Origin of the sequence: Citrobacter sp. CK194 (assembly GCF_030333395.1) — a bacterium.
In the GTDB taxonomy this organism is placed as follows: domain Bacteria; phylum Pseudomonadota; class Gammaproteobacteria; order Enterobacterales; family Enterobacteriaceae; genus Citrobacter_B; species Citrobacter_B koseri.
The window spans coordinates 899531-922631 of sequence record NZ_JAOWGA010000019.1 but is presented as its reverse complement, the minus strand read 5'-3'; the positions used below and the strand labels follow the sequence as shown (position 1 = coordinate 922631).

The 23101-nt window shown below is 53.1% G+C and carries 20 protein-coding genes; 9 read left to right on the top strand and 11 right to left on the bottom strand.

Annotation, left to right across the window (positions count from 1 at the left end; all coding sequences use genetic code 11):
* Positions 1 to 32: 32 nt before the first annotated feature.
* The gene (locus tag OGX80_RS20505) at positions 33 to 1112 is read right to left on the bottom strand and encodes a saccharopine dehydrogenase family protein (RefSeq protein WP_104868579.1); all 1080 of its coding nucleotides are present in this window, start codon (positions 1110 to 1112) and stop codon (positions 33 to 35) included.
* 325 nt (positions 1113 to 1437) lie between these two features.
* Between OGX80_RS20505 and OGX80_RS20500 the strand changes: the two genes are divergently transcribed.
* Positions 1438 to 2355 (top strand): bestrophin family protein, encoded by a 918-nt coding sequence (locus OGX80_RS20500; protein ID WP_024130281.1) that lies wholly within the window; start codon positions 1438 to 1440, stop codon positions 2353 to 2355.
* 12 nt (positions 2356 to 2367) lie between these two features.
* Here the strand turns inward: OGX80_RS20500 and moaA are convergent, their stop codons facing one another.
* The 4 genes from moaA to OGX80_RS20480 all read right to left on the bottom strand — a co-directional run bounded on the left by moaA (position 2368) and on the right by OGX80_RS20480 (position 6022).
* Complete coding sequence (gene moaA, locus OGX80_RS20495; protein WP_058669255.1) at positions 2368 to 3354, bottom strand: GTP 3',8-cyclase MoaA; 987 nt, start codon at positions 3352 to 3354, stop codon at positions 2368 to 2370.
* 76 nt (positions 3355 to 3430) lie between these two features.
* On the bottom strand, positions 3431 to 3604 hold the full coding sequence (locus OGX80_RS20490; protein WP_072271878.1) for a DUF2474 domain-containing protein: 174 nt from the start codon (positions 3602 to 3604) through the stop codon (positions 3431 to 3433).
* Entirely contained in the window at positions 3604 to 4614 is a 1011-nt protein-coding gene (gene cydB, locus OGX80_RS20485; RefSeq protein WP_047463333.1) for a cytochrome d ubiquinol oxidase subunit II, read from the bottom strand. Before cydB ends, OGX80_RS20490 begins: the two co-directional genes overlap by 1 nt.
* Before the next feature lies 1 nt (position 4615).
* Positions 4616 to 6022 carry a cytochrome ubiquinol oxidase subunit I gene (locus OGX80_RS20480; protein ID WP_115181562.1) on the bottom strand — a complete coding sequence of 469 codons (1407 nt, stop codon included), beginning with the start codon at positions 6020 to 6022 and terminating at the stop codon, positions 4616 to 4618.
* 561 nt (positions 6023 to 6583) lie between these two features.
* Between OGX80_RS20480 and OGX80_RS20475 the strand changes: the two genes are divergently transcribed.
* Both OGX80_RS20475 and OGX80_RS20470 read left to right on the top strand, forming a co-directional pair.
* Complete coding sequence (locus tag OGX80_RS20475; protein ID WP_012132117.1) at positions 6584 to 8872, top strand: FdhF/YdeP family oxidoreductase; 2289 nt, start codon at positions 6584 to 6586, stop codon at positions 8870 to 8872.
* 201 nt (positions 8873 to 9073) lie between these two features.
* Complete coding sequence (locus OGX80_RS20470) at positions 9074 to 9976, top strand: LysR family transcriptional regulator (protein ID WP_024130280.1); 903 nt, start codon at positions 9074 to 9076, stop codon at positions 9974 to 9976.
* A gap of 31 nt (positions 9977 to 10007) precedes the next feature.
* Here the strand turns inward: OGX80_RS20470 and OGX80_RS20465 are convergent, their stop codons facing one another.
* The 6 genes from OGX80_RS20465 to OGX80_RS20440 all read right to left on the bottom strand — a co-directional run bounded on the left by OGX80_RS20465 (position 10008) and on the right by OGX80_RS20440 (position 15950).
* Positions 10008 to 10433 carry a LuxR family transcriptional regulator gene (locus OGX80_RS20465; RefSeq protein WP_181899062.1) on the bottom strand — a complete coding sequence of 142 codons (426 nt, stop codon included), beginning with the start codon at positions 10431 to 10433 and terminating at the stop codon, positions 10008 to 10010.
* Positions 10434 to 10684: 251 nt separating this feature from the next.
* On the bottom strand, positions 10685 to 11203 hold the full coding sequence (locus OGX80_RS20460) for a fimbrial protein (RefSeq protein WP_115181560.1): 519 nt from the start codon (positions 11201 to 11203) through the stop codon (positions 10685 to 10687).
* Between the two features lie 14 nt (positions 11204 to 11217).
* On the bottom strand, positions 11218 to 12150 hold the full coding sequence (locus OGX80_RS20455) for a fimbrial protein (RefSeq protein ID WP_115181559.1): 933 nt from the start codon (positions 12148 to 12150) through the stop codon (positions 11218 to 11220).
* A gap of 29 nt (positions 12151 to 12179) precedes the next feature.
* The gene (locus OGX80_RS20450; RefSeq protein ID WP_115181558.1) at positions 12180 to 14666 is read right to left on the bottom strand and encodes a fimbria/pilus outer membrane usher protein; all 2487 of its coding nucleotides are present in this window, start codon (positions 14664 to 14666) and stop codon (positions 12180 to 12182) included.
* 25 nt (positions 14667 to 14691) lie between these two features.
* Positions 14692 to 15369, bottom strand: coding sequence for a fimbrial biogenesis chaperone (locus tag OGX80_RS20445; protein WP_115181557.1), 678 nt, complete (start codon positions 15367 to 15369; stop codon positions 14692 to 14694).
* A 50-nt stretch (positions 15370 to 15419) separates the two neighbouring features.
* Positions 15420 to 15950 carry a fimbrial protein gene (locus tag OGX80_RS20440; RefSeq protein WP_024130278.1) on the bottom strand — a complete coding sequence of 177 codons (531 nt, stop codon included), beginning with the start codon at positions 15948 to 15950 and terminating at the stop codon, positions 15420 to 15422.
* A gap of 377 nt (positions 15951 to 16327) precedes the next feature.
* Between OGX80_RS20440 and OGX80_RS20435 the strand changes: the two genes are divergently transcribed.
* The 6 genes from OGX80_RS20435 (at position 16328) to OGX80_RS20410 (ending at position 23008) form a co-directional block, all read left to right on the top strand.
* Complete coding sequence (locus tag OGX80_RS20435; RefSeq protein ID WP_024130277.1) at positions 16328 to 16990, top strand: winged helix-turn-helix transcriptional regulator; 663 nt, start codon at positions 16328 to 16330, stop codon at positions 16988 to 16990.
* Between the two features lie 72 nt (positions 16991 to 17062).
* Entirely contained in the window at positions 17063 to 17695 is a 633-nt protein-coding gene (locus OGX80_RS20430) for a winged helix-turn-helix transcriptional regulator (RefSeq protein ID WP_012132105.1), read from the top strand.
* A 242-nt stretch (positions 17696 to 17937) separates the two neighbouring features.
* Positions 17938 to 19008: a dihydroxyacetone kinase subunit DhaK gene (gene dhaK / locus OGX80_RS20425; RefSeq protein ID WP_115181556.1), complete on the top strand. Its 1071-nt coding sequence runs from the start codon at positions 17938 to 17940 to the stop codon at positions 19006 to 19008.
* 11 nt (positions 19009 to 19019) lie between these two features.
* Complete coding sequence (gene dhaL / locus OGX80_RS20420; RefSeq protein WP_012132103.1) at positions 19020 to 19652, top strand: dihydroxyacetone kinase subunit DhaL; 633 nt, start codon at positions 19020 to 19022, stop codon at positions 19650 to 19652.
* Between the two features lie 10 nt (positions 19653 to 19662).
* Positions 19663 to 21096: a dihydroxyacetone kinase phosphoryl donor subunit DhaM gene (gene dhaM / locus OGX80_RS20415; RefSeq protein ID WP_115181555.1), complete on the top strand. Its 1434-nt coding sequence runs from the start codon at positions 19663 to 19665 to the stop codon at positions 21094 to 21096.
* Between the two features lie 199 nt (positions 21097 to 21295).
* Complete coding sequence (locus OGX80_RS20410; protein ID WP_115181554.1) at positions 21296 to 23008, top strand: alpha,alpha-trehalase; 1713 nt, start codon at positions 21296 to 21298, stop codon at positions 23006 to 23008.
* Positions 23009 to 23101 lie beyond the last annotated feature (93 nt).

Here is a 23101-nt window from a genome sequence, read left to right as displayed (position 1 = left end):
GGCGGGAGCATCCCCTGTCCCGCCCTGCACAATTATACAATCCTCAGCGGGCCAGCCCCTGGTAACCGGGTTATCAGATTTGCGCCCATTAACGTTGCCGGCGTGTAGGCCCCTCCTGCAATCCGGTTCATCATCAGGTGCTCAACCACCGCTAACGACCCCATAATGGTCAGGGTATAACCATTCGGTGTACGGATACGGGCAGTTTTTTTGTCGCCACGGGCGTTGATGGCCTCTCCCCACACAAAAGAGGGCGTCTGTTCACGTTTCATTTCTCCGGGACCTTTCACCGTTCGGGATATATAAGCCTTGAGGAGCTTCTGCACCCATGCCAGTCGCAGCAATGGTCTGATGTAGTTTGCTCTCCGGGCCTGGGAAATCATGCGCGTCGAACCCGGCACAAAGACCTGAATGTCTGGAATACCTGTCGTGTAATACGCCGTGGACACGTCCCCCCAGGGGATTGTCATCGCGTCCTTCTCGCCATCGCCGAAGTCAATACGGCGAACTTCATAAGCAAGCGGCACGGTAATGATCTTCCCTCCTCGCCGAATTTTTCCGCCCTGCGCCAGCCCCTCGATCGCCGTTTTCGCCGTACCCGGAGAAAAAACAGAGCGTGAATCGAATCCCAGGTTAAGGCGGATCGCATCCGGCAGGGCCTCCTTCAGGGCGGCCGCCACGCAGTCCGTAGGAATAACGTCAAACCCGACGCCGGGGCACAATACAACACCGGCATCCCGGGCACGGGTATTCAGCAGTTGTGCCGCCTCGAACACGTCTATCTCCCCTGTAATATCAAGATAATGAGTTCGGGTTTGCAGGCAGGCCTCCATCAAAGGCGCCGCAGTGGCGGAGAACGGCCCCGCACAATTTAATACCAGAGCACACCCTTCAAGCTGTCTGAGCAGTTCAGCCGGGTTATCAAGGGCGAAGGCGTGAGCCTCAAGCCCGAGATTGCGAGCCAAAGAGTCTACCGTTTCTTGCCTGCGCCCCGCCAGAACTGGCCTGAATCCTCGCCGTACGGCCTCACGGGCAATCATTTCTCCGGTGTAACCGTTCGCGCCATAGATCATCCAGCGCGGAAATTCTGGATGGGAATGTTGCTCATTCATTGCATTAACCCCTTTAATAAATAAATTGCCCGGCTTACGTCACAGCATAACCTTAAAGTTAACTTCAAGGTCAATATACCCGTCATACTTCACGTTGCATGTACATTGGTTGTGCCATAACGGTGACAGTTCAAATCTGAGCCAGGAGGCATAACGTAATGATTAAATTCACCAGCGAATGATAAAGCCAATACCATTACTTTTATTCCGCCTTATTTTTATTCGTCATTGATTGTCAGACGGCAAGATAACGATTAAAATAGTTTCTATCGCATTCACCCTTCGTTGAATCCTTCTCATTACATCTTCAGAGAAATCGTCAGTCATGATTATCAGACCAGAGCAACATTGGTTTTTTCGATTATTTGATTGGCATGGCTCGGTATTGTCAAAAATAACATTTCGGTTATTTTTAAACCTTGTCATGTCAGCTATCGCAATTATCATTTATCAATGGTATGAGCAACTGGGCATCCACTTAACCGTTGCCCCTTTTAGCCTGCTGGGGATCGCAATCGCTATCTTTCTCGGCTTTCGCAACAGCGCCAGCTACAGCCGTTTCGTTGAGGCACGGGGACTGTGGGGAACCTTACTGATTGCCGAGCGTTCCATCATCCGTCAGTTAAAAAATTTGTTGCCGAATGACGTTGAGCTACATAAAAGAATTTCAGGTTATCTGATTGCCCTTTGCTGGAGCCTGAAACATGAATTACGTAAAACCGACGCCGGATATGATATGTACCGAATTCTGCCCCGACATATTCTTACCCAGGTCATGTTCAGCCCGATGAAAACCAACCGGATATTATTATTGATCGGCGATGAAATGGCAGCATTGCGTGAACAAGGCAAGCTGAGCGATATTACATTTGGCCTCATCGATAATAAAATAGATGAAATCGCCCACGTTATTGGCGGCTGTGAACGAATTGCAAATACCCCGGTACCGTTTGCTTATACATTAATACTCCAGCGAACCGTTTATCTTTTTTGTACCCTTCTTCCTTTTGCGCTGGTTGGCGACCTGCATTACATGACGCCATTCGTGTCCGTTTTTATTTCCTATACCTTTTTATCCTGGGATTCCCTGGCGGAAGAACTTGAAGATCCCTTTGGCACATCGGCTAACGATTTACCGCTCAACGCGATTTGCAACACTATTGAGCGCAATCTGAAAGAGATGACCGGGCAACAGCCCCTGCCGGAGCCGCATCAGCCCGATCGCTACTTCAATCTGACCTGAGTCCATTGCCCGCTATCCACCAATGTACGACAGGTTTTGCGTAATGCCGGTGTTCCCCTGATGTAAAAAATGCGTCTGTTTTTTATGCGTCAGCGCATCGGCAATACGCATCTTAAGGGCATCCTGCTGCGTATCGTCTTGCAGCATGTCTCGTAAATCGACCCCGCCATCACCAAAAAGACATAAATGCAGTTTGCCGATGGAAGAGACGCGCAGCCGGTTGCAACTGGCGCAGAACGTTTTTTCATAGGGCATGATCAGGCCAATTTCGCCTGCAAAGTCCGGGTGGCAAAAGACCTGTGCCGGGCCATCACTGCGCTGGCGAATCTGGCGCACCCAGCCGCGTCGCAGCAGTTCATCACGCAGCACCGCGCCCGAAATATGATGGCGTTGAAACAGCTCGCTGCCCTCACCCGTTTCCATCAGTTCGATAAAGCGCAACTGAATGCGGCGAGGCTTAATCCAGGCCAGAAACGTGTCCAGTTGATGATGATTCACATCGCGCATCAGAACCGTATTCACCTTGACCTTTTCAAAACCGGCGGCAAACGCCGCATCAATACCGTTCATCACGTCCTGAAATTTATCCTGCCCGGTGATGGCATAAAACTGGCGAGCGTCCAGACTGTCCACGCTGACGTTGATGGCGGTTAATCCGGCCTCACGCCAGCGTGCGACGTCACGCGCCAGGCGATAGCCATTGGTCGTTATCGCAATCTGGCGAATCGCCGCATTTTCACGCACCGCCGCGATAATATCGATAAAGTCGCGGCGTAAGGAGGGTTCCCCGCCGGTAAGACGGACTTTTTCCGTACCCAGCGCGGAGAACGCGCGGGTGACGCGGCGAACTTCATCCACCGACAAGAATGACTTGTTGCTCACGCCGCCGGGTTTGTACCCGTCCGGCAGACAGTAGGTACAACGAAAATTGCACACATCGGTAACGGACAGACGTAAATAGGTGAATTTACGCTGCCATGAGTCCATAAGCGGTTGCATAGATAACCTCGGGAGACAACGAACAGGCAGGCCACATCACGCTGATGTGGCCTGAGACAGGAAGTAAGACGTGTTGTTAGTGGGTTTTCATCCCCGCCGCCAGCATCAGCAGCTTAAACCCGGATGCGACGACGGCCAGCGCCATAACGCTTGCCGCCCAGATGATGACCATCCAGCCCACCCTTTTCCACCAGGCGCGTGGGGCGGTATCCGCAGGTTTAGCGTGCTCTGTGTCTGATAGTGAAGCCATTAATGATACCCCTCATCAGGATTAATTTTTCCGCGAAAGACGTAGTAACTCCAGCAGGTGTACATCAGAATCACCGGGATAATCAGTAGTCCGCCCACCAGCATAAAGCCCTGGCTTTGCGGCGGTGACGCGGCCTGCCAGATAGAGATCGACGGCGGAATGATATTGGGCCAGATGCTGATGCCCAGCCCGCTGAATCCCAGGAAAATCAGTCCAAGGGTCAGCATAAACGGCCCATAGCTCGCTTTGCGGTTATAGGCGGAACGCACAATTCCCCAGCAGCAAACCAGCACTAACAGCGGGACAGGCGCAAACCAGATGATCTCTGGCAGGCTGAACCAGCGTTGAGCAATCGCCGGATGCGTCAACGGCGTCCACAGGCTGATAATGACGATGATCGCCAGCAGCAGTAGCGTCAGGATAATCGCCTTCTCCGACATGCTTCGGTGCAGCGGGCCTTCCGTTTTCATAATAAGCCAGGTGCAGCCCAGTAACGCATAGGCCACCACCAGCCCCACGCCGCAGAACAACGGGAAAGGCGCCAGCCAGTCCATCGTCGAGCCGCTGAACGCCCGTCCGGTTACCTGCAAGCCGTTAACCAGCGTTCCCACGGCGACGCCCTGGCTGAAGGTTGCCAGCACAGAACCGCCGATAAAGGCTTTATCCCAAAGCGGACGGTGTTCCGGCGTCGCTTTAAAGCGAAATTCAAACGCCACGCCCCGGAAAATCAGCCCCAGCAGCATGGCGGTTAACGGCACGCTGAGCGCATCGACAATCACCGCATAAGCTAACGGAAACGCGCCATATAACGCCGCGCCGCCCAGCACCATCCAGGTTTCATTGCCATCCCAGACGGGAGCCACGGTATTCATCATCATGTCGCGCTCTTTCTCGTTCTTATTGAACGGAAAAAGAATGCCGATCCCCAGATCAAAGCCGTCCATCACGATGTACATCAACGTTGCGAAAACAATGATGACGAACCAGATTATTGACAGGTCGATGCCCATTTTATTCTCCCCTGCGTGTGTTCATGGGTTCGCTCACCGCCGATAACGGACGCGCTGGCGTACCCCCCTGAGCGATATCATGCGCATGTTCGCGCACTGGCCCCTTTTTGATCAGCCGCACCAGGTAGAGGTAGCCCACCCCAAAGACGGACGAATAGACGAGGATGAACGCCAGCAGGCTGACGGACATGTGCATGTCGCCGTGTGCGGAAACAGCATCACGCGTGCGCTGCAAACCGTAGACTACCCACGGCTGGCGGCCAATCTCGGTGGTAAACCAGCCCGCCAGAATAGCGATTAATCCTGATGGCCCCATGCAGAATACGAACCACAGGAAAGGACGACACTGATACAACCGGCCACGCCAGCGCAGCCACGCGCTCGCCACGCCGGTCAGGATCATCAGCATCCCCAGCCCCGCCATTATCCTGAACGACCAGAAAATGATGGTTGAGTTCGGGCGATCCTCTTTCGGGAACGACTTCAGCGCGGGCACTTGTTTGTCGAGGCTGTGCGTCAGAATCAGGCTTCCCAGATAAGGGATTTCAAGGCTGTACTTCGTTTTTTCCGCATCCATATCCGGCACGCCAAACAGAACCAACGGCGTGGCTTCGTCTGGTGGGTTTTCCCAGTGCCCTTCAATCGCCGCAATTTTCGCCGGCTGATGTTCCAGCGTATTGAGACCGTGCGCATCGCCGATCACCGCCTGAACCGGTGCGACAAACAGCGCCATCCACAACGCCATCGAAAACATCTTTCTGATCGCGGGCGTGTCGTTTCCTTTCAGCAAATGCCAGGCTGCCGAGGCGCCGACGAAGAACGCGCTCGCCAGAAACGCCGCCGTGGACATATGCAATAAACGGTACGGGAACGACGGGTTAAAGACGATGGCCATCCAGTCCACCGGCACGACAACGCCGTTCTCAATCGCGTAACCCTGCGGCGTTTGCATCCAGCTATTGGAAGAGAGGATCCAGAACGTTGAAAACAAGGTTCCCAGCGCAACCATACAGGTCGCGAAGAAATGCAGCCCCGGCCCAACGCGCTTCCAGCCGAACAGCATCACGCCCAGAAAGCCCGCTTCAAGGAAGAATGCCGTCAGAACTTCATACGTCAGCAACGGACCGGTGATACTTCCGGCAAATTGTGAAAAGCCGCTCCAGTTAGTCCCGAACTGGTAAGCCATGACCAGGCCTGAGACCACCCCCATCCCAAAATTGACGGCAAAGATCTTTGACCAAAAGTGATAAAGGTCGCGATACGTTTCATTTTTGGTTTTGAGCCATAGCCCTTCAAGGACGGCGAGAAAACTTGCCAGGCCAATTGTTATTGCGGGAAAAAGAATGTGAAAAGATACGGTAAAGGCAAATTGTATCCTCGCAAGGTGAAAAGCATCTATTCCAAACATAATTCCCCCCACGGAGTCGACATTGACTGATTTATTTTGTACAACGCTTTCATTTCCAGCCTTTTTCTTTGATTAATAGCGATTTTCTGAATATTTCAGAGCAGGTGAATCTAATAATTTTCGGCGTGTTTAATTAGTCTCAAACAATTATTCAAAAAGTTCAAATAGGTTAAATTTAATAAGTGATAGATAACATTTATTATGGTAATGATAAAATCCTGTTATAATTTCTTTAAATCGACAGCACAGACGCCGCATAATCCGGGCAAACCCCGCGAATTAACTGGGCTCTACCATCTGTTATATAAAATTTTATATAACGAATAATAAAAGATGTTGCTGTTATCTCCCGTGTAGAGACAACTGTTTGTATTTATTAACCATCACCATTACCCATTTTTTAAATAAGGTTAATGGCTTTTCAAATGGATATTTGTCCGGCTGGCTTTTATTTATATAACGCGCAGCCGCTAAACGTAATTGTTAAATACACTGGAATAACCCTACCTGTTATGTAGCTATTTCAGGATGCCAATGTGACCAGAATAGTCAGGAGTTCATATGAATAAGAAAAGACGTTCAGTTCCCGGAGTCAGACACTATGACGGTCCTGCTGGCGGCTGGGGCGCGTTAAAAGCAACGGCCATTGCCGTTCGTACACAAATGGACGCGCTTGAAGCACCCGTTACCCTGTTACGCACAAATCAGCCAGACGGCTTTGACTGCCCAGGATGCGCATGGCCGGATAAAGAACATAAATCAACGTTTCAGTTTTGCGAAAACGGTGCGAAGGCCGTAACGTGGGAAGCGACAAGCAAGCGCGTCACACCGGCGTTTCTGGCCAAAAATACCGTCAGCGCGCTGCTGAAGAAAACAGATTTCGAACTTGAAGGGTATGGTCGCCTGACTCATCCGCTGGCCTATCACAAAGAAAGCGACACATTTCGCCCTGTCGAATGGGAACAGGCCTTTGCCCGCATCGGCGAAGTGCTTCGCGGTCTCTCCCCTGAACAGGTGGAATTTTACACGTCCGGTCGCGCCTCCAACGAAGCGGCATATCTGTTCCAGCTTTTTGCGCGCGAATACGGCAGCAACAATTTTCCCGACTGTTCCAATATGTGCCACGAAGCCACCAGCGTAGGCCTGCCTCGTTCAATTGGCATCGGTAAAGGAACCGTATCGCTGGATGATTTTGAAAAGACGGAACTGGTGATCGCTATCGGCCATAACCCAGGGACAAACCATCCCCGTATGATGGGGACGCTGCACGAGCTTGCACGCCGCGACGTGCCGATTATCGTCTTTAACCCGCTGCGTGAAAGAGCGCTGGAACGCTTTGCCGACCCGCAGAGCATCATCGAAATGGCGACCTACAGCTCAACCGACATCGCCTCAACCTATTTCCAGGTCAGGGCTGGCGGCGATGCCGCCGCGCTGAAAGGCATTGCCAAACATGTGTTGCAGCTGGAAGCCGAGCGTGGCGATGTTCTGGATCGCGAGTTTATCGCCGCCCATACGCTGGGCTTTGACGATTTTGCCGCAGATATTGCCGCAACCTCCTGGGAATCCATTGAGCGCGAATCAGGTTTAAACCGTGAGCAACTGGAAAAAGTCGCGGAAGCCTACGCCAGGTCCAACGCCACCATCATCACCTACGGCATGGGCATTACCCAGCATAACAAAGGGACGGCGAACGTGCGTCTGATTGCCGACCTGCTGTTAATGCGCGGCAATATTGGCAAACCCGGCGCAGGTATTTGCCCGCTTCGCGGACACTCCAACGTTCAGGGGAACCGCACCGTCGGCATTACCGAGAAACCGGCGCCAGAATTCCTCGAACGGTTGAGCGACGTTTTCGGGTTTGTTCCCCCGTCGAAACACGGACACGACGCCGTACAGGCGACGCAGGCCATGATCGACGGGCGCGCCAGGGCGCTGATCTGCCTGGGCGGTAACTTTGCCGTGGCAATGCCCGATCACGAACAGGGGTTCCCGGCAATGCACGGGCTGGACTTGAGCGTCCACATCGGCACCAAATTGAACCGAACGCATCTGCTGGTCGGGAAAGAGACGTTCATCTTCCCCTGCCTCGGACGCACCGAACTGGATATTCAGCGCACCGGCAGACAATCCATCACGGTAGAAGATTCTATGTCGATGGTGCATGCCTCCTCCGGCAAACTGAAACCGGCGTCGCCGTTATTGCGTTCGGAACCAGCCATTATTGCCGGAATGGCGAAAGCCACGCTGACAAACAGCAAAATCGGCTGGATGGAGCTGGTTGCTGATTACGATCTCATCCGCGAACTGATTGAACAAACCATTCCCGGTTTCGACAATTACAACGATCGTATCCGGGTGCCTGGCGGTTTCCGTATGCCGCTGCCGCCGACCGAACGCGTCTGGCCGACATCGACGGGCAAAGCCATGTTCTCCGTATTCCACGGCGTTAACGAGAACGTGACCGGCGAAGGTGAAAATACGCTGCGTCTGATTACCCTGCGAAGTCACGATCAGTACAACACCACCATTTACGCGATGGACGATCGTTATCGCGGCGTATTTGGCCGTCGTGACATTATCTTTATGAACGAAGGCGATATGGAGCAGTTAGGGCTTGAACATGGCGATCGCGTCGATATCCGAACGGCCCTGCCTGACAGCGATCTCTGCCTGGAAGATATCACCGTCGTGGCCTACAGCATTGCGGCAGGTTCTGTCGGCGCCTATTATCCTGAGGCCAATGTTCTGGTTCCGCTCAATTATATTGATAAAGAGAGCGGTACGCCTTCTTATAAATCCGTACCGGTAAATATCACCTTGCGTTCAAAAGAAATTCGCGCGCTGTAAAATTCGCCCCTTATTCATGGCGTTCTGCTGAATAAGGGGATTTATTTTTCAGCCACTGACGCGCAGAAACGGTATTGTTACGCCGCAATTCGGTTACAAAATTTATACATTCATGCAATAATGTGAACCCATGTCGTAGCGCAAACGGCTGCCGGAGCCTCTTCTTTGCCCCCAACAGACCGTCTGCCGAAGAGATGAATGATGGACATAAAACAACTCAAATATTTAATCGCGCTGGATCAGACCCGTCACTTTGGTAAGGCCGCATCGCAGTGTAATATCACGCAACCCACCCTCTCCATGCGCATTCGCAATCTGGAGGAGGAACTTGGTCTGGTGCTTATCGTTCGCGGGCAACGCTTTGAAGGCTTTACCCCGGAAGGCGAACGTATTCTGGCATGGGCAAAATCCCTGCTGGCCGCGCACGATGGCTTACAGGCCGAGGCCGCGCTCTGCAAAGGACAGGTTGTCGGCGTGCTCCGTCTGGGTATGGTGCCGCTCGCCAGCGTCGATCCTATGCTGTTTATTCGCGAATTAACCCCCAAATACCCGGAACTGCAATTTAGTCTCTATTCCATGACCTCGGAGCAAATTGCCGAAGGCGTAAACAGCAACCAGCTGGAGCTGGGAATATGTTATCTGAATAACATTGATGTCAGTCCGTTTGATGTTATCCCGTTAGCGAAAACCCGGATGGGTCTGCTGCACGACACGCGCCATTTTAAAATAGAAAATGAGAGCCTCTCCTGGAACGATCTCATTAATTTCCCGCTGGGTTTTCTGACCAAAGGTATGCATTACAGAGAGCACATGGATATGAGTTTTAAATCAGCCGGAATCTCGCCTAAGCATATTTTCGAAAGCGATTCGACATTCCAGATTATTCAGGCCGTGCAGCGTGGCATATGTTGCGCCATTATGCCGCTCAATAATGGGCTGGAGAATTTAAACAGTAATTTCCATATTACGCCGGTCGTCAATTCCAACATTGAAGCCCCTGTCGGCCTGATCATGCGTAAGCAAGCGCCGGTTTCCTCGCTCGCGCTGCGCTGCTTTACGGACGCGCGCGACATCTACGCCGCCCACAACCCACAGCATTCGTAATACCCGCAATCCGCGCCTTTGCGTGGATTGCTTACACAAGCCATCCATCGTCATCATTGCAGGATTCGCACATGCCGTTTCTGTGCCGGTTTTTTTCCTTTACCGCATTTAAAAACAGTAATAATTCACGATCGGTTCTTAAGCGGAATTTCGTCATTAACGCGTTTCGATGCGCCAGCACCGTTTTCTGACCGATCGCCATTTTGTAGGCAATCTGCTTTGACGTCATCCCCGCATAAAGAAAGGCAGCGAGCTGGTTTTGTTGCCCGGTAAACGTCTTATGTGGGCAATGTCCGCAGTGGTGTACGGCATGGGGCGTTTTTGCCTGCTGTAAAGAAAACCAATGCTGCTTAATCACTTTACTGATCTTACTGACGTTCGCATTGAGCGGAATAAACACGATGTTTCCTATACAGGAGGGAATTTCTCCTCGCGCGGGAATATGTTTTTTATCCACCAGGCCAATCATCAGGCGTGGCGCACGAAATCGCATTTCAGCATGACAAATATACTGTTCACCGGGGTGCAGCATCAGAATTAAGATATCGGCACAGGCGGCGTTTGCGTGGTCATAGTCGTTAAAGGTGAGCGTGGTCCGATTCAGGTTCGGTGGAAATATTTCGCACAATAACGCGCGCAATCCGTATTGATAAAAACGATCCTGACATCTGATGACAATATTCATGTATACGCGGCTCCGGGTAATAATTACTGATAGCTCAATGAAACCGTCACAACCGAATCAATGGTTCCCGGTGAGACCTGCCCTTGTTCACTGTAGAGCCGGGCGCGTAAATTCCAGGTGTAACGCTGTGCGACAATTTCACTGGTCAGAACCTGACCGTCGCCCAGCGGTCGACCGTCCGCCGCCTGCAACTGTATTGCGACAGGGGTAGCGGTTCCCAGATTGCGATACATATCATCGCGATGCATGTCATCAGCGTTGCCGTTAAACTGAATCATCACGCCGGTTGTGCCTTCCGGGCAATGTTCAATGCTGAAATCAAAACTGACCCACGGCGTCGTTGACCCTGCGGTATACATTGATGAAGCCGTTACCGGACTCCCCGCCGTTAAATCAACGGTTTTAGTGATGCTGTCGCTGCTCACCTGACACGGCGCGGCTTTCACATTCCCTTTGATGTTTAATGCGATCGGATCGCCCTGACCCCATACCTGACCACTAAGCAGCATCAGGGTCAGCAGCCAGCGTTTTCTTCCAGGCATACTTTTTCCTTGGGTTATTGGTAGGTAATATTCAACGTGGCGGTGGCATTCGCGCTGCCCGGCTTCACCTGGCTTTTCGTCTGGTAATAACGCGCCACCAGCGGAAATGTCTCCTGCCCGCCTGCGGATTTTTTCAATACGATGCGGTTATTCAGTTGCAGCGGCACATCGTTATAAACTATCTGGACTCCCACGCCGTCTGCCGTTTCGGAGCTACCCTGCCCGGTCAGCGCCAGAACGCTGGTGTCAGCCGGTGCGTCAGGGTTTTGCGTTCCCGCCAGTTCAACATTGATATTCGCCCCCGGATCGCAGTTCAGCCCCAGATTTTGCGTATTGCTGTGCGACAGCACGGCTCCGGGCTGGCCGGTGAACTCGGCGGCATTAATATCACCGAGCTGAAAATTAAGAATCTGGCTGGAAAACGAACATGCGAGCGCCGTCACCTGGGTATCGGCGCCCATTGAAATCTGCATAAAAGAATGATCCGGCGTACCAAACCATCCCTGTGCAACCACTCCCGGCGTCAAATATCCCGATTGGATCGTTGCTGTTTTAATCAGCATCACGTCATAGTTACCGAGGTTATAGATATAGCTGGCGCCATTTGACGGCAGCACAAAATCCCCTGCGGGAATGGATAGCCTGATTCCCACCCCCTTCAGATTGGTGTTGTAAACATGATTTATCGGCGAAGGCGTCGCTGACAGGTAATTGATCGCATAAGCACCGTTGCAATAGACGGCACCGCCAGGCGCCGTGACCAACAGTTTGGCATACCCGGAGACCCTGGCGCGGGCGATTTCTGCCCCTACCGGCGCATCTCGCTGCACGACAATATTCCCCATTGAGACGGTATTAAATAATGTCGTATTCACGGTACAGTCATCGGCAACGCTGAGCCCTGAAAAAAGCATCAGTAAACTGAATAAGAGATAAGTTCGTTTCATTGTCAGATTCTCACGCGAGGTCAGCCCACTTAGCGGCAAAGAGAGCCGGTCACGCTAACGCCGCTGTAGTTCTCTGCTGCGGTTAATGAATAATTTGCCGTGCAGCGCTGCTCGCCGTCACGTCCCCAGACCACATTCAACGTCCCTTCCGGCGGCATGCCGCTTAAATAAACCTGCCCCTCGTCACCGACAATAACTTGTTGTTCTTGCGCGCCTTTTAATGTCACCATCGCCCCAAACGGCACCGTCGAACCGTGGGGCCTGGTCAACGTCAACAGCACGCGCAGCCCAACATTAGCGACATAGTCCGCCCTCACGACCGCGCCACGGGTCGGCACAACGGTTTTGTTGGTGAGCGCCAGTTCAACATCGTCCGCAACGGATGCCGTATCCAGGCCAATATCATTTTTGCGATACGGTGAAACATTGGCGGAAACGGTGTAGCCACGAAAATCAGTTCGTACGCCGCTCTGGTTTTTAATCCCGACCCCCGATGTGCCAGGCGCGCCAATCAGCACGTTGGTTTCCCCCAGAGGCTGAGAGAACGTTACGCCATCGGCATATGCCAGCACGCCCCCCGCGAGAGCGTAATTCACGCGCTGCGAGTGGCGATCGTAACGATACCCCCCGCTAACATCGGCGTAAGTACCCTTATAATCCGCGCTCAGACTACCGGTATACCCCACGTCATCCGTGCCGTAACCTTGCTGAATATTCCAGTTCAGCGCGTTGCCAGCCAGCGCCGTTCCACTCAGCCCTGTGCTATGAGTCGCGCCCTTCCCGCTGCTGGCATTCATGCCATAACTGGCCCAGGTATTGCTCATAAAGCGATCCAGCGGAATGCTGATATTCAGCGCCAGCTGTTGGTCTTTATCATAACGATCGCCGCTGCCGTTTTTACTCAGCGTCCAGGCGACGCTATAGCTCACGCCGCTCCAGGCATTGTGATACCCCACGCTCCACGACTGCATCGGTTTTCCGGTATGCCAGTAGTCCTCCTGTACCGCGCTTAACGCCAACGATCCGCCGCCTGCGCCCAGGGACTGGTTGACGTTGGCTTCCATACGGTTACGTCGTTTCGTTATCTGCCCGGAACTACCGCCATACGTATCGAAAGTGTCCTGCATACCGTAGTAACCGCGCGTTGAATATCGGTAACCCGCAATCGAAAAGTTTGTTCCTGTCGCGACGCTATTTTTGCTATAGCGCACACGCCAGGATTGCCCCTGAGTCTTGCTGCCATCAGCGGGTTGCGCCCATGACTGGATTACGTCGGCAGAAAGCGCGCCAATCGTTCCCAGATTTTTACCGACGCCGGACGCTATCGCCCGATAGTTACGGGAAGTCTGGACGCCGCCATAAAGCGTGAAACCGCCCGGCAAACCATAAATCGCGGTTCCCTGGCCGAAATCGGTTTGTTCCACACGACTGTCGCTGGAGCGATAGCGCCCGCCGGTTAACGCATATTTGAACCGGCCTTCACGCTGTAACACCGGTAATGATGCGAACGGGACGGTGAAGTGCTGCTCACTGCCATCCGCCTCTTTAACCGTAACCTCCAGATCGCCGGCGCCTCCCGTGGGGAACATGTCGGTAATGTCAAACGCACCTGGGGCCACGTAACTTTGGTAGATTTGGTAGCCATTTTGCCGGATGACGATCTGCGCATTGGTGCGGGCAATACCGCGCACCACGGGCGCATATCCCTTCAGCGAATCGGGCAGCATGTCGTCATCTGACGCAAGCTGGCCGCCACGAAACGGTATGCTGTCAAAAACATCCGCAGGAGAGGCGCTGTCTCCCAGCACCAGTTGCGCTTTCAGCGGGACGATATTGCGCTGGACATAGGTATAAATCGAATCCCAGTCCTCATCGCCCTGACCGCTACGCCGCCAGGTGGTGTAATTGCGCAAACGCCACGGGCCGATATTTATTCCGGGGCGCAAATTAGCGTACTGACTATTACTGTTATCACCGCTCAGACTGTAGTTAAGCATCGCGGCGGTAATGCCCTCATCCCAGAGTTCCGGCGCGACATCCCCCCGCGCCCTGGCAGATAACGCCGCCTGCGGAATACTTAACAACAGTTTTTGCGTCGAAAACTGGAACTCACTTGAAGCCTGTGGAATAGCGGACAGATCGGCGCAATCCCCTTTGCCCTGCACACCCGGATACTGCGCGATGTTAACGCCATAGCGTTGCAACATTTCCCCCGACAGGCAGGGCTCAAGCGCATCCTCACCTGAAGGCGTTGGTGTTTTATTGAATGCGATATCCTGCGTGTCCAGAAACTGTCCGTTGAGGATAATATCGACATGGTAAGTGCCCTGTGCCTGCCCTCCCATTTCAAAACCAGAAAGATCGATATTCTCGCTACCGGATGATATATGCTCCAGTAGCGCCGGATTAAAGTAATCCCGACCCAGAACCTCATTCAGCACGCTGAATATTCCCAGGGAGATAAGCAATACAAGCCTGGCCGGATACGGATTAATTATATATTTGGCTATCATCATTAACGTAATTCCGACCCGTCGCTACTTAAACAGAACCGCTGTACTCCTCGCTGATTCCACCGTAATCATTAATAATCCTGAATTTCACGCTTCCGCCATTTCCGCCCGAAGGCAGTGCAAAACGGGCGGTACTCCCCGGCGCCACAAACGTCACATTGTCAACTTTCTTACCGGATACGTTAATTTCATTGAAATTAACGTAATAAGGCGTGGGATTATTTACCTGAATAAACGCCCCGTTCCGGCTCCAGCTTAACTTTCCGAGCTGCGCTTCAGGCGTTGACTTGCTTAGCAACACAGGCCGATAAATCAGTTTTATTCGTGTTTTAACCGCAATCTGTAACGTATTATCTTTACGTTGGGCCGACGGTATCGATTTAATATTCAGCCAAAACAGGGACTCTTTATCCTCAGGCAGATTTCCTGCCCGAATAATACGCATTACGTTTTGCTGCCCGTTATCAAGCCGGTAAAGCGGCGGTGTAATAATAAAAGGGGCTTTGCCCTTACCGTCATTTTGCGTTTCGATCCACGACTGAATTAAATACGGAATATTATCGGGATTACTGACGCTTAATGACGTTTCTTTTTTACCGCCATCGTAAATAACCCGTGTTCCGCCAATGGAAACGCCAGCATTCACACTGGAAACGCCGGTAACAAACAGCGCCAACGCGGTGGCGCAAACACGTAATACTCTCATGGTAAACCTCTGAGAGGGCCGGTTATCGGCCCCCAAACAACATATGCTCGTCAGTTATAGTTAACGGTGAAGTTCGCTACGGCATTTACGACGCCCGGCACAACAGGCACGCTGGTGGCGACATAGGCGGCGTAGAAATCCAGTTGGTTGTCAACCATATCTAACAGTGAATAGGAATAGCCATTGATCTGATTAAGGCCTAAAGGCGCTCTGTCTGCCGTCATCAGTCGAATGGCCACCCCACTTGCCGAACCAGGATCGGCGGACAGCGCCAACAGATCGGTATTACCCGAATGATTAACGCCATCAAATTTCACCCGCGCGGACGTGACGGAAGAGGGGCAGTTAATCAGACGCAAGGTAAATTTGGTCGTTGACGCTTCATCCCCTGCGTTGGTAAACGCTGTTTTATAGACACTTCCCATATCAACGGTCATCGTATTATTGGCGCCAATATCTACGGTACAGGCGGTATCAAGAACCTGACCCACAAATTTGACCGTGCCGTCATACGCTATCGCATGTGATATTGACAAAATGGCCGCAGCGGAAAGCGCCATCGCTATCATATTTTTTTTCATCATCGCTATCCTTAACACCTGTTTATTTATCGCGTTACGACATAATGTCCATACATTTTCTGCTCTGGAAATGGGCTGCCGGGAAACGCTTATTTTTGGCTATCATCGTAAAGACAAGGAGATAAATAACATGCGATTTCCCCTTCAGCATTCCGGGCCGCATCACGTCAGCGGTTTGAATCCTGAATCAAGGCGCGATGTCAATTAAGTTCTCCTTAATTTAAATTTTCATATAAATGCACATATTTGCTCAAGTGATTTTTTGGTGTAATTTTACACCTTGTTCTGGATTCACTTATTTTTAGTCTGTCACCATAATTATTAGCTCAAGCAAGACGTTACGCTATTACAGAGACTATTATATGGGAGGACAGATCATGCCTGAAACCAAAATAGCTATTGAATCAAGTATGTATAAGGCTCTGCCTCTGAAGCCAATTGAACATGTAGAAAAACTGATTGCGCACCTGAAGCCACACGCAAACACACGAGAAACAAAATGCAGACAAATTATTAACAACGAAAATAATAGACCACATCAATGTTATTTATTGCTGAAGGGAACCATCGGGGTTTTCAGAGCTCGGGACGGCTTCATGCTTAACTCAGAAGTCGCCCCCTTTATTTTTGGCCTCAGCAATCAACTGGTTGATGCTGAATATTTGCTGATGCGCAGTGAGGAGTGCTCTGAGATCGCCTTTATTCCGCTGGAGAAAGTTAACGACGTTATAGCAAATGAGAATCTTTGGGAAAGTCTGGCGAAGGTGCTTATCTACACCGCCGGTCGGGTGTACGACCACTGTACGCGCATTTCAGCGCCGACATCCTATGATATTATTCGCGCTCAGCTGTATGAATTAATGCGTGAGTCTAATGAATTCAGACAAAATATAACTGCCGCAAATTATATTCAGTCAAGAACATTCCTGTCGCGCAGCAGCGTGATGAAGATACTGGCCGATTTAAAAAAAGGCGGCTACATCGTGACCGATCGTGGTGTTCTGAAGCAAATTCAGCAGAATATTCCCCTGAAATACTAGCTATGCTCAACACGCATTAACGCAGAGCCACTAAAATAGAATGACAACGACAGTGACCGGATAACACCTACCATGCCCCTGGATTCTTCCTTTAATCAACTGAAGCAGCCTTCGCCCTACGCAATTGCGCTGCTCAACGCACTCACGTCAGAACAGGATTTCAAACGGTATCCTCGCGGAAGTCGCTTTGTCTTCGTTCAGGGGGGCGAGCACCAGTGCCTGTTTTTCCGCACGGGCGTTGTAAGCATTGAGAACATCGAAAATAGTCTGTTGCTGGGGATAGCTTCTGCCCCGGTATCCCTGGGGTTCACCAGCGCCCTGTCGGATAAACTGCTGATTCGCGCGCTCGAAGAGTGCGAAGCGGCGACAATTCCCCTCGATGACGTGATGGAAACCATTGAGCGCAAGCACCTGTGGGAGATCATGGCAAAGCATATGATCATCGTCACCAATAAATTGTTTATCCAGAATGAAATGGCGACAGCGCCGACTGCTTACGACCTGCTGTGCTACCAGTTGCAGGCGCTAAGCCAGGAGCCGGAAAGCATCCGCTCTCAGATGGCGGCCTACCAGTATATTCTTGAACGTACCCGCCTTTCGCGCAGCAGCGTGATGAAGATGCTGTCAGCGCTAAAAAAAGGCGGCTATATCGAACTGGAACAGGGCAAATTAATCGCAATTAATCACCTCCCTTCTCGTTTCTAACCCCCCGTTTTTTACGCTTAAAGCGGCGGCATTCGTTGGTCGGGATCGCAATTCTGACGATTACCTCGCCTTTGCGTTCCATAATGAAACATGATTAAGCATAAATGTTCCGTTGATGAAACATGTTATGGCCGAATTTTCTTTTCCGCTCACTGTTGCACAATAAGGTTATCGGCAGTGAGTGGTAGCCGTGTCATGGTACACAACCGATACCCCTACAGCAGAAGATGCGGAGCAAAATAATGAAAAAGCTGATTAACCGTGTAGAAGAGGTACTGAACGAACAACTCGCTGGTCTGGCAAAAGCGTACCCGACGCTGACGCTGCATCAGGACCCGGTCTACGTTACCCGGTCAGATGCGCCAGTGGCAGGAAAAGTGGCGCTGCTTTCCGGCGGCGGCAGCGGGCATGAGCCCATGCACTGCGGCTATATTGGGCCAGGCATGCTCTCCGGCGCCTGCCCGGGCGAAATTTTTACCTCGCCGACGCCAGACAAAATGTTTGAGTGCGCCATGCACATTGACGGCGGCGAAGGCGTCTTACTGATCATTAAAAATTACACCGGCGACATCCTGAATTTTGAAACCGCCACGGAACTGCTGCACGACAGCGGCGTAAAAGTCACCACCGTCGTGGTGGATGATGATGTAGCGGTCAAAGACAGCCTTTATACCGCCGGTCGTCGCGGCGTCGCCAATACGGTATTAATTGAAAAACTGGTGGGCGCGGCCGCAGAACGCGGTGACACGCTGGAAGCCTGCGCGGAGCTTGGCCGTAAGCTGAATAATCAGGGGCATTCAATCGGCATCGCGCTCAATGCCTGTACCGTGCCTGCGGCGGGCAAACCGTCCTTCACATTGCAGGATAACGAAATGGAGTTTGGCGTGGGAATTCACGGCGAACCAGGCATTGACCGTCGCCCCTTCTCTTCTCTCGATCAAACTGTCGATGAAATGTTTGACACGCTGCTGGAAAACGGCGCATACAGCCGCACGCTGCGTCACTGGGATCATCATCAGGGAAGCTGGCAGGAAGATAAGCAGAGCAAACAGCCGTTGCAGCGTGGCGATCGCGTCATTGCGCTGGTCAACAACCTCGGCGCCACGCCGCTGTCTGAACTGTTCGGCATCTATAACCGGCTTGAAAGCCGCTGTCAGGAAACCGGCATTACCATTGAACGCAACCTGATCGGCTCTTACTGCACCTCTCTGGATATGACCGGCTTTTCCATCACCCTGCTAAAAGTGGACGATGAAACGCTCGCGCTCTGGGATGCGCCGGTTCACACGCCTGCGCTCAACTGGGGCAAATAAGGAGATTATGTATGTCACTCAACAGAACACACATTGTTAACTGGCTCTACCGCTGCGGTGAGATTTTCACCAAAGAGAGTGATTATCTGACGGGTCTGGACAGAGAGATTGGCGACGCCGACCACGGGCTGAATATGCATCGCGGCTTCAGTAAAGTCGTCGAAAAATTACCCGCGATTGCGGATAAAGACATCGGCTTCATCCTGAAGAACACAGGGATGGTGCTGCTCTCCAGCGTCGGCGGCGCCAGTGGCCCGCTGTTCGGCACGTTCTTCATTCGCGCCGCCCAGGTGACACAGGCGCACCAGAGCCTGACGCTCGACGAGCTGTACCAGATGATGCGGGAAGGCGCGGAAGGCGTAACCAGCCGTGGTAAAGCAGAGCCTGGCGATAAAACCATGTGTGACGTCTGGGGGCCGGTTGTGGAGTCGCTGCGCCAGTCATGCGAACAGCACCTGTCGGTGCAGGCGGCGCTGGATGCCGCCAGCGCCCAGGCCGAAGCGGCGGCGCAGAGCACCATCACCATGCAGGCCCGCAAAGGGCGCGCCAGCTATCTTGGCGAGCGCAGCATCGGCCATCAGGACCCGGGCGCAACCTCCGTGATGTTCATGATGCAAATGCTGGCGGCAGCGGCAAAAGAGTAAGGATAACGCGATGGTAAACCTGGTCATTGTTTCGCACAGCGCTCTGCTGGGTGAAGGCGTCGGGCAGTTAGCCCGGCAGATGTTAATCGGCGATGGTTGTAAACTCGCGATTACAGCCGGTATCGACGACCCACAAAATCCGATTGGCACCGATCCGCTCAAGGTGATGGAAGCCATCGAATCCGTGGCTGATGCGGACCATATCCTGGTCATGATGGATATGGGCAGCGCATTATTGAGCGCCGAAACCGCCCTGGATTTGCTCGACCCGGCGATTGCGGCGAAAGTCCGCTTATGCGCGGCGCCGCTGGTAGAAGGCACGCTGGCGGCGACGGTCAGCGCGGCAATGGGCGCCGGTATTGATAAAGTCATCAATGACGCCATGAGCGCGCTGGACGCCAAGCGTGAACAACTGGGTTTACCGTCACCCACTCAAACCGGGGGCGTCGCCACAAAACCAGCATTTCAGGATAACGACGCCCACTCCATTTCTGTTGTGGTGAAAAATCCAAACGGGCTGCATGTTCGTCCGGCATCGCGGCTGGTCTCCACGTTGTCGGGGTTTCGGGCCGACATGCTGCTGGAGAAAAATGGCAAATGCGTGACGCCGGACAGCCTGAATCAGATAGCGTTATTACAGGTGCGCTGCAACGATACTCTGCGCCTGATCGCCAAAGGAGAACAGGCCGACGAGGCGCTGGCGGCATTCAAACAGCTGGCGGCGGAAAACTTTGGCGAGTCCGTGGAAGAGACGCCTGCCAGCATCGCGGCGCGTCAGCTCCCCGCGCAGGTCTCCGGCGTGGTGTTCTGCTATTCCCCCGCTGCACCGGACGTCGCGAATCCGACGACCGTCAATTTGCCGGAAGAGCAGCAGCGCCTGCAAACGGCGATTCGTCAGACGCTGGACGATCTCAACGCGCTGACCACGCTGGCGGAAGATAAATACTCCGCCGATCTGGCGGCGATTTTTTCCGGGCATCACACGCTGCTGGATGACCCCGAGCTGTACGAGATGGCGTGTGAGGTGATGCGTGATAAACCGTGTCGGGCGGAAACGGCGTGGCGCAGCGTGCTGGACGATCTCCGCGATCAGTACCGACAGCTCGACGACGCCTATTTACAAGCCCGCTATATCGATATCGACGATATTCTCCATCGGACGCTGAGGCACCTGAGCGGAATAAACGCGCGCTTGCCGGTATTCACGCGCCCGACTATCGTGGCGGCGGAAAATATCTTCCCGTCCACCGTGTTGCAGTTCGACCCACAGACGGTTAAAGGGATCTGCCTGAGCGCAGGCAGCAATGAATCACATTCGGCAATCATCGCCCGTGAAATGGGGATCGGCTGGCTTTGTCAGCAAGGGGAAGCGGTATATGCCCTGAGCACCGGCGAGTCGATTACGCTGGATCTCGCGGCACAGCGCATTCTCTTTTCTGACTGACCTCTCTCCCATCGCGCGTCCTCTTCTGAGGGCGCGCTGTCGCATCACCGCGCTCATCCCCACGCTTCAACCGGCGATAACGGGAAATGTTTACCAGTTCCCAAAATAGCGGTTCGATCACGCGCACATGACAATCCTGGACTAAGGTTTTGTCATGGTTCATGCCGCTGACTGCGGCACGCCGTTAAGGAGAATATTGATGATAACACCTGCGCTTCGCCATTCCGGCACGCTCTCTTTCGCCATAAAACTGACCGTTGCAGGCACCCTGCTGACATTCGCGTCGCTCTCGACGCATGCTGAGGAACAGCCGGCCAGTCCTCCGCAGCCCCCGGATATTCTGCTGGGGCCGCTGTTTAATGACGTGCAGAGCGCCAAACTGTTCCCCGATCAGAAAACGTTCGCCGATGCCGTGCCTAACAGCGATCCGCTGATGATCCTCGCGGATTACCGGATGCAACGAAACCAGTCAGGCTTCGATTTGCGTCACTTTGTTGATGTGAACTTTACGCTGCCCAAAGAAGGGGAAAAATACGTTCCGCCGGAAGGACAGTCGCTGCGTGAACATATTGACGGCCTGTGGCCCGTGTTGACCCGCACAACGGAGAGCGCCGGAAAATGGGATTCGTTATTGCCGCTGCCGGAACCGTATGTGGTGCCTGGCGGACGTTTCCGGGAAGTCTATTATTGGGATAGCTATTTTACCATGCTGGGACTTGCCGAAAGCGATCACTGGGATAAGGTCGCCGATATGGTGGCGAATTTCGGCTATGAACTGGACTCCTGGGGGCATATCCCCAACGGCAACCGTACCTACTATCTGAGCCGCTCGCAGCCGCCTTTCTTCGCATTTATGGTGGAATTGCTGGCGCAGCATGAGGGCGACGACGCCCTGAAAAAATACCTGCCGCAGCTGCAAAAAGAGTATGCCTACTGGATGGAGGGCGTGGAGAATCTCCAGCCCGGCGAGCAGAATAAGCGCGTGGTGAAACTGGATGACGGCACCGTCCTGAACCGCTACTGGGATGACCGGGACACGCCGCGACCGGAGTCGTGGATGGAAGATATCACCACCGCGAAAAGCAACCCGAACCGCCCGGCAACCGAGATTTATCGCGACCTGCGATCTGCCGCCGCATCGGGCTGGGATTTCAGCTCGCGCTGGATGGACGATCCGAATCAGCTGAGCACCATTCGCACCACCAGCATCGTCCCTGTCGATCTCAACGCCCTGCTGTATAAACTGGAGAAAATGCTGGCGCGCGCCAGCAAAGCGGCAGGCGATGACGCCAACGCGAACCAGTATGAAGCGCTCGCCAGCGCCCGTCAGAAAGGCATTGAAACGCACCTGTGGAACAATCAGGAAGGCTGGTATGCCGACTACGATCTGAAGAGCAAAAAGGTGCGTAACCAACTGACGGCGGCCACGCTGTTCCCGCTGTATGTCAACGCGGCGGCGAAAGATCGCGCCAGCAAAGTGGCTGCCGCGACCCAGGCGCACCTGTTGCAGCCTGGCGGACTGTCCACCACCTCGGTGAAAAGCGGGCAGCAATGGGACGCCCCCAATGGCTGGGCGCCGTTACAGTGGGTGGCGACCGAAGGGTTGCAGAATTACGGGCAGGACAACATCGCGATGGATGTCACCTGGCGCTTCCTCACTAACGTTCAGCATACCTACGACCGCGAACAAAAGCTGGTTGAGAAATATGACGTCAGCAGTACGGGAACCGGCGGCGGCGGTGGAGAATATCCTCTTCAGGATGGTTTCGGCTGGACCAACGGCGTGACGTTAAAAATGCTCGACCTGATCTGTCCAAAAGAGAAACCGTGCGACAGCGTACCGGCCACTCGCCCCGCAGCGCCAGGCGCTTCCCAGCCTGCGCCGCAAAAACAGGTTGAAACCACGCCGTAATGTGACCCGACCATCATGCTGACAAAAATCCGCGCGCCGTCGCGGATTTTTCTTCCTGGCAATGCCGCGCGTTCATCTCTGCCCCTCATAGCT

Excerpts from the sequence above, each read along its gene's own strand:
- dhaM (WP_115181555.1), top strand. The coding sequence starts at position 19,663 with ATGGTAAACCTGGTCATTGTTTCGCACAGCGCTCTGCTGGGTGAAGGC.
- dhaK (WP_115181556.1), top strand. The coding sequence starts at position 17,938 with ATGAAAAAGCTGATTAACCGTGTAGAAGAGGTACTGAACGAACAACTC.
- OGX80_RS20430 (WP_012132105.1), top strand. The coding sequence starts at position 17,063 with ATGCCCCTGGATTCTTCCTTTAATCAACTGAAGCAGCCTTCGCCCTAC.
- OGX80_RS20445 (WP_115181557.1), bottom strand. The coding sequence starts at position 15,369 with ATGAGAGTATTACGTGTTTGCGCCACCGCGTTGGCGCTGTTTGTTACC.
- OGX80_RS20490 (WP_072271878.1), bottom strand. The coding sequence starts at position 3,604 with ATGGCTTCACTATCAGACACAGAGCACGCTAAACCTGCGGATACCGCC.
- moaA (WP_058669255.1), bottom strand. The coding sequence starts at position 3,354 with ATGCAACCGCTTATGGACTCATGGCAGCGTAAATTCACCTATTTACGT.
- OGX80_RS20475 (WP_012132117.1), top strand. The coding sequence starts at position 6,584 with ATGAATAAGAAAAGACGTTCAGTTCCCGGAGTCAGACACTATGACGGT.
- OGX80_RS20435 (WP_024130277.1), top strand. The coding sequence starts at position 16,328 with ATGCCTGAAACCAAAATAGCTATTGAATCAAGTATGTATAAGGCTCTG.
- OGX80_RS20440 (WP_024130278.1), bottom strand. The coding sequence starts at position 15,950 with ATGAAAAAAAATATGATAGCGATGGCGCTTTCCGCTGCGGCCATTTTG.
- dhaL (WP_012132103.1), top strand. The coding sequence starts at position 19,020 with ATGTCACTCAACAGAACACACATTGTTAACTGGCTCTACCGCTGCGGT.
- OGX80_RS20460 (WP_115181560.1), bottom strand. The coding sequence starts at position 11,203 with ATGCCTGGAAGAAAACGCTGGCTGCTGACCCTGATGCTGCTTAGTGGT.
- OGX80_RS20410 (WP_115181554.1), top strand. The coding sequence starts at position 21,296 with ATGATAACACCTGCGCTTCGCCATTCCGGCACGCTCTCTTTCGCCATA.
- OGX80_RS20470 (WP_024130280.1), top strand. The coding sequence starts at position 9,074 with ATGGACATAAAACAACTCAAATATTTAATCGCGCTGGATCAGACCCGT.
- OGX80_RS20500 (WP_024130281.1), top strand. The coding sequence starts at position 1,438 with ATGATTATCAGACCAGAGCAACATTGGTTTTTTCGATTATTTGATTGG.
- OGX80_RS20505 (WP_104868579.1), bottom strand. The coding sequence starts at position 1,112 with ATGAATGAGCAACATTCCCATCCAGAATTTCCGCGCTGGATGATCTAT.
- OGX80_RS20455 (WP_115181559.1), bottom strand. The coding sequence starts at position 12,150 with ATGAAACGAACTTATCTCTTATTCAGTTTACTGATGCTTTTTTCAGGG.
- OGX80_RS20450 (WP_115181558.1), bottom strand. The coding sequence starts at position 14,666 with ATGATGATAGCCAAATATATAATTAATCCGTATCCGGCCAGGCTTGTA.
- OGX80_RS20480 (WP_115181562.1), bottom strand. The coding sequence starts at position 6,022 with ATGTTTGGAATAGATGCTTTTCACCTTGCGAGGATACAATTTGCCTTT.
- cydB (WP_047463333.1), bottom strand. The coding sequence starts at position 4,614 with ATGGGCATCGACCTGTCAATAATCTGGTTCGTCATCATTGTTTTCGCA.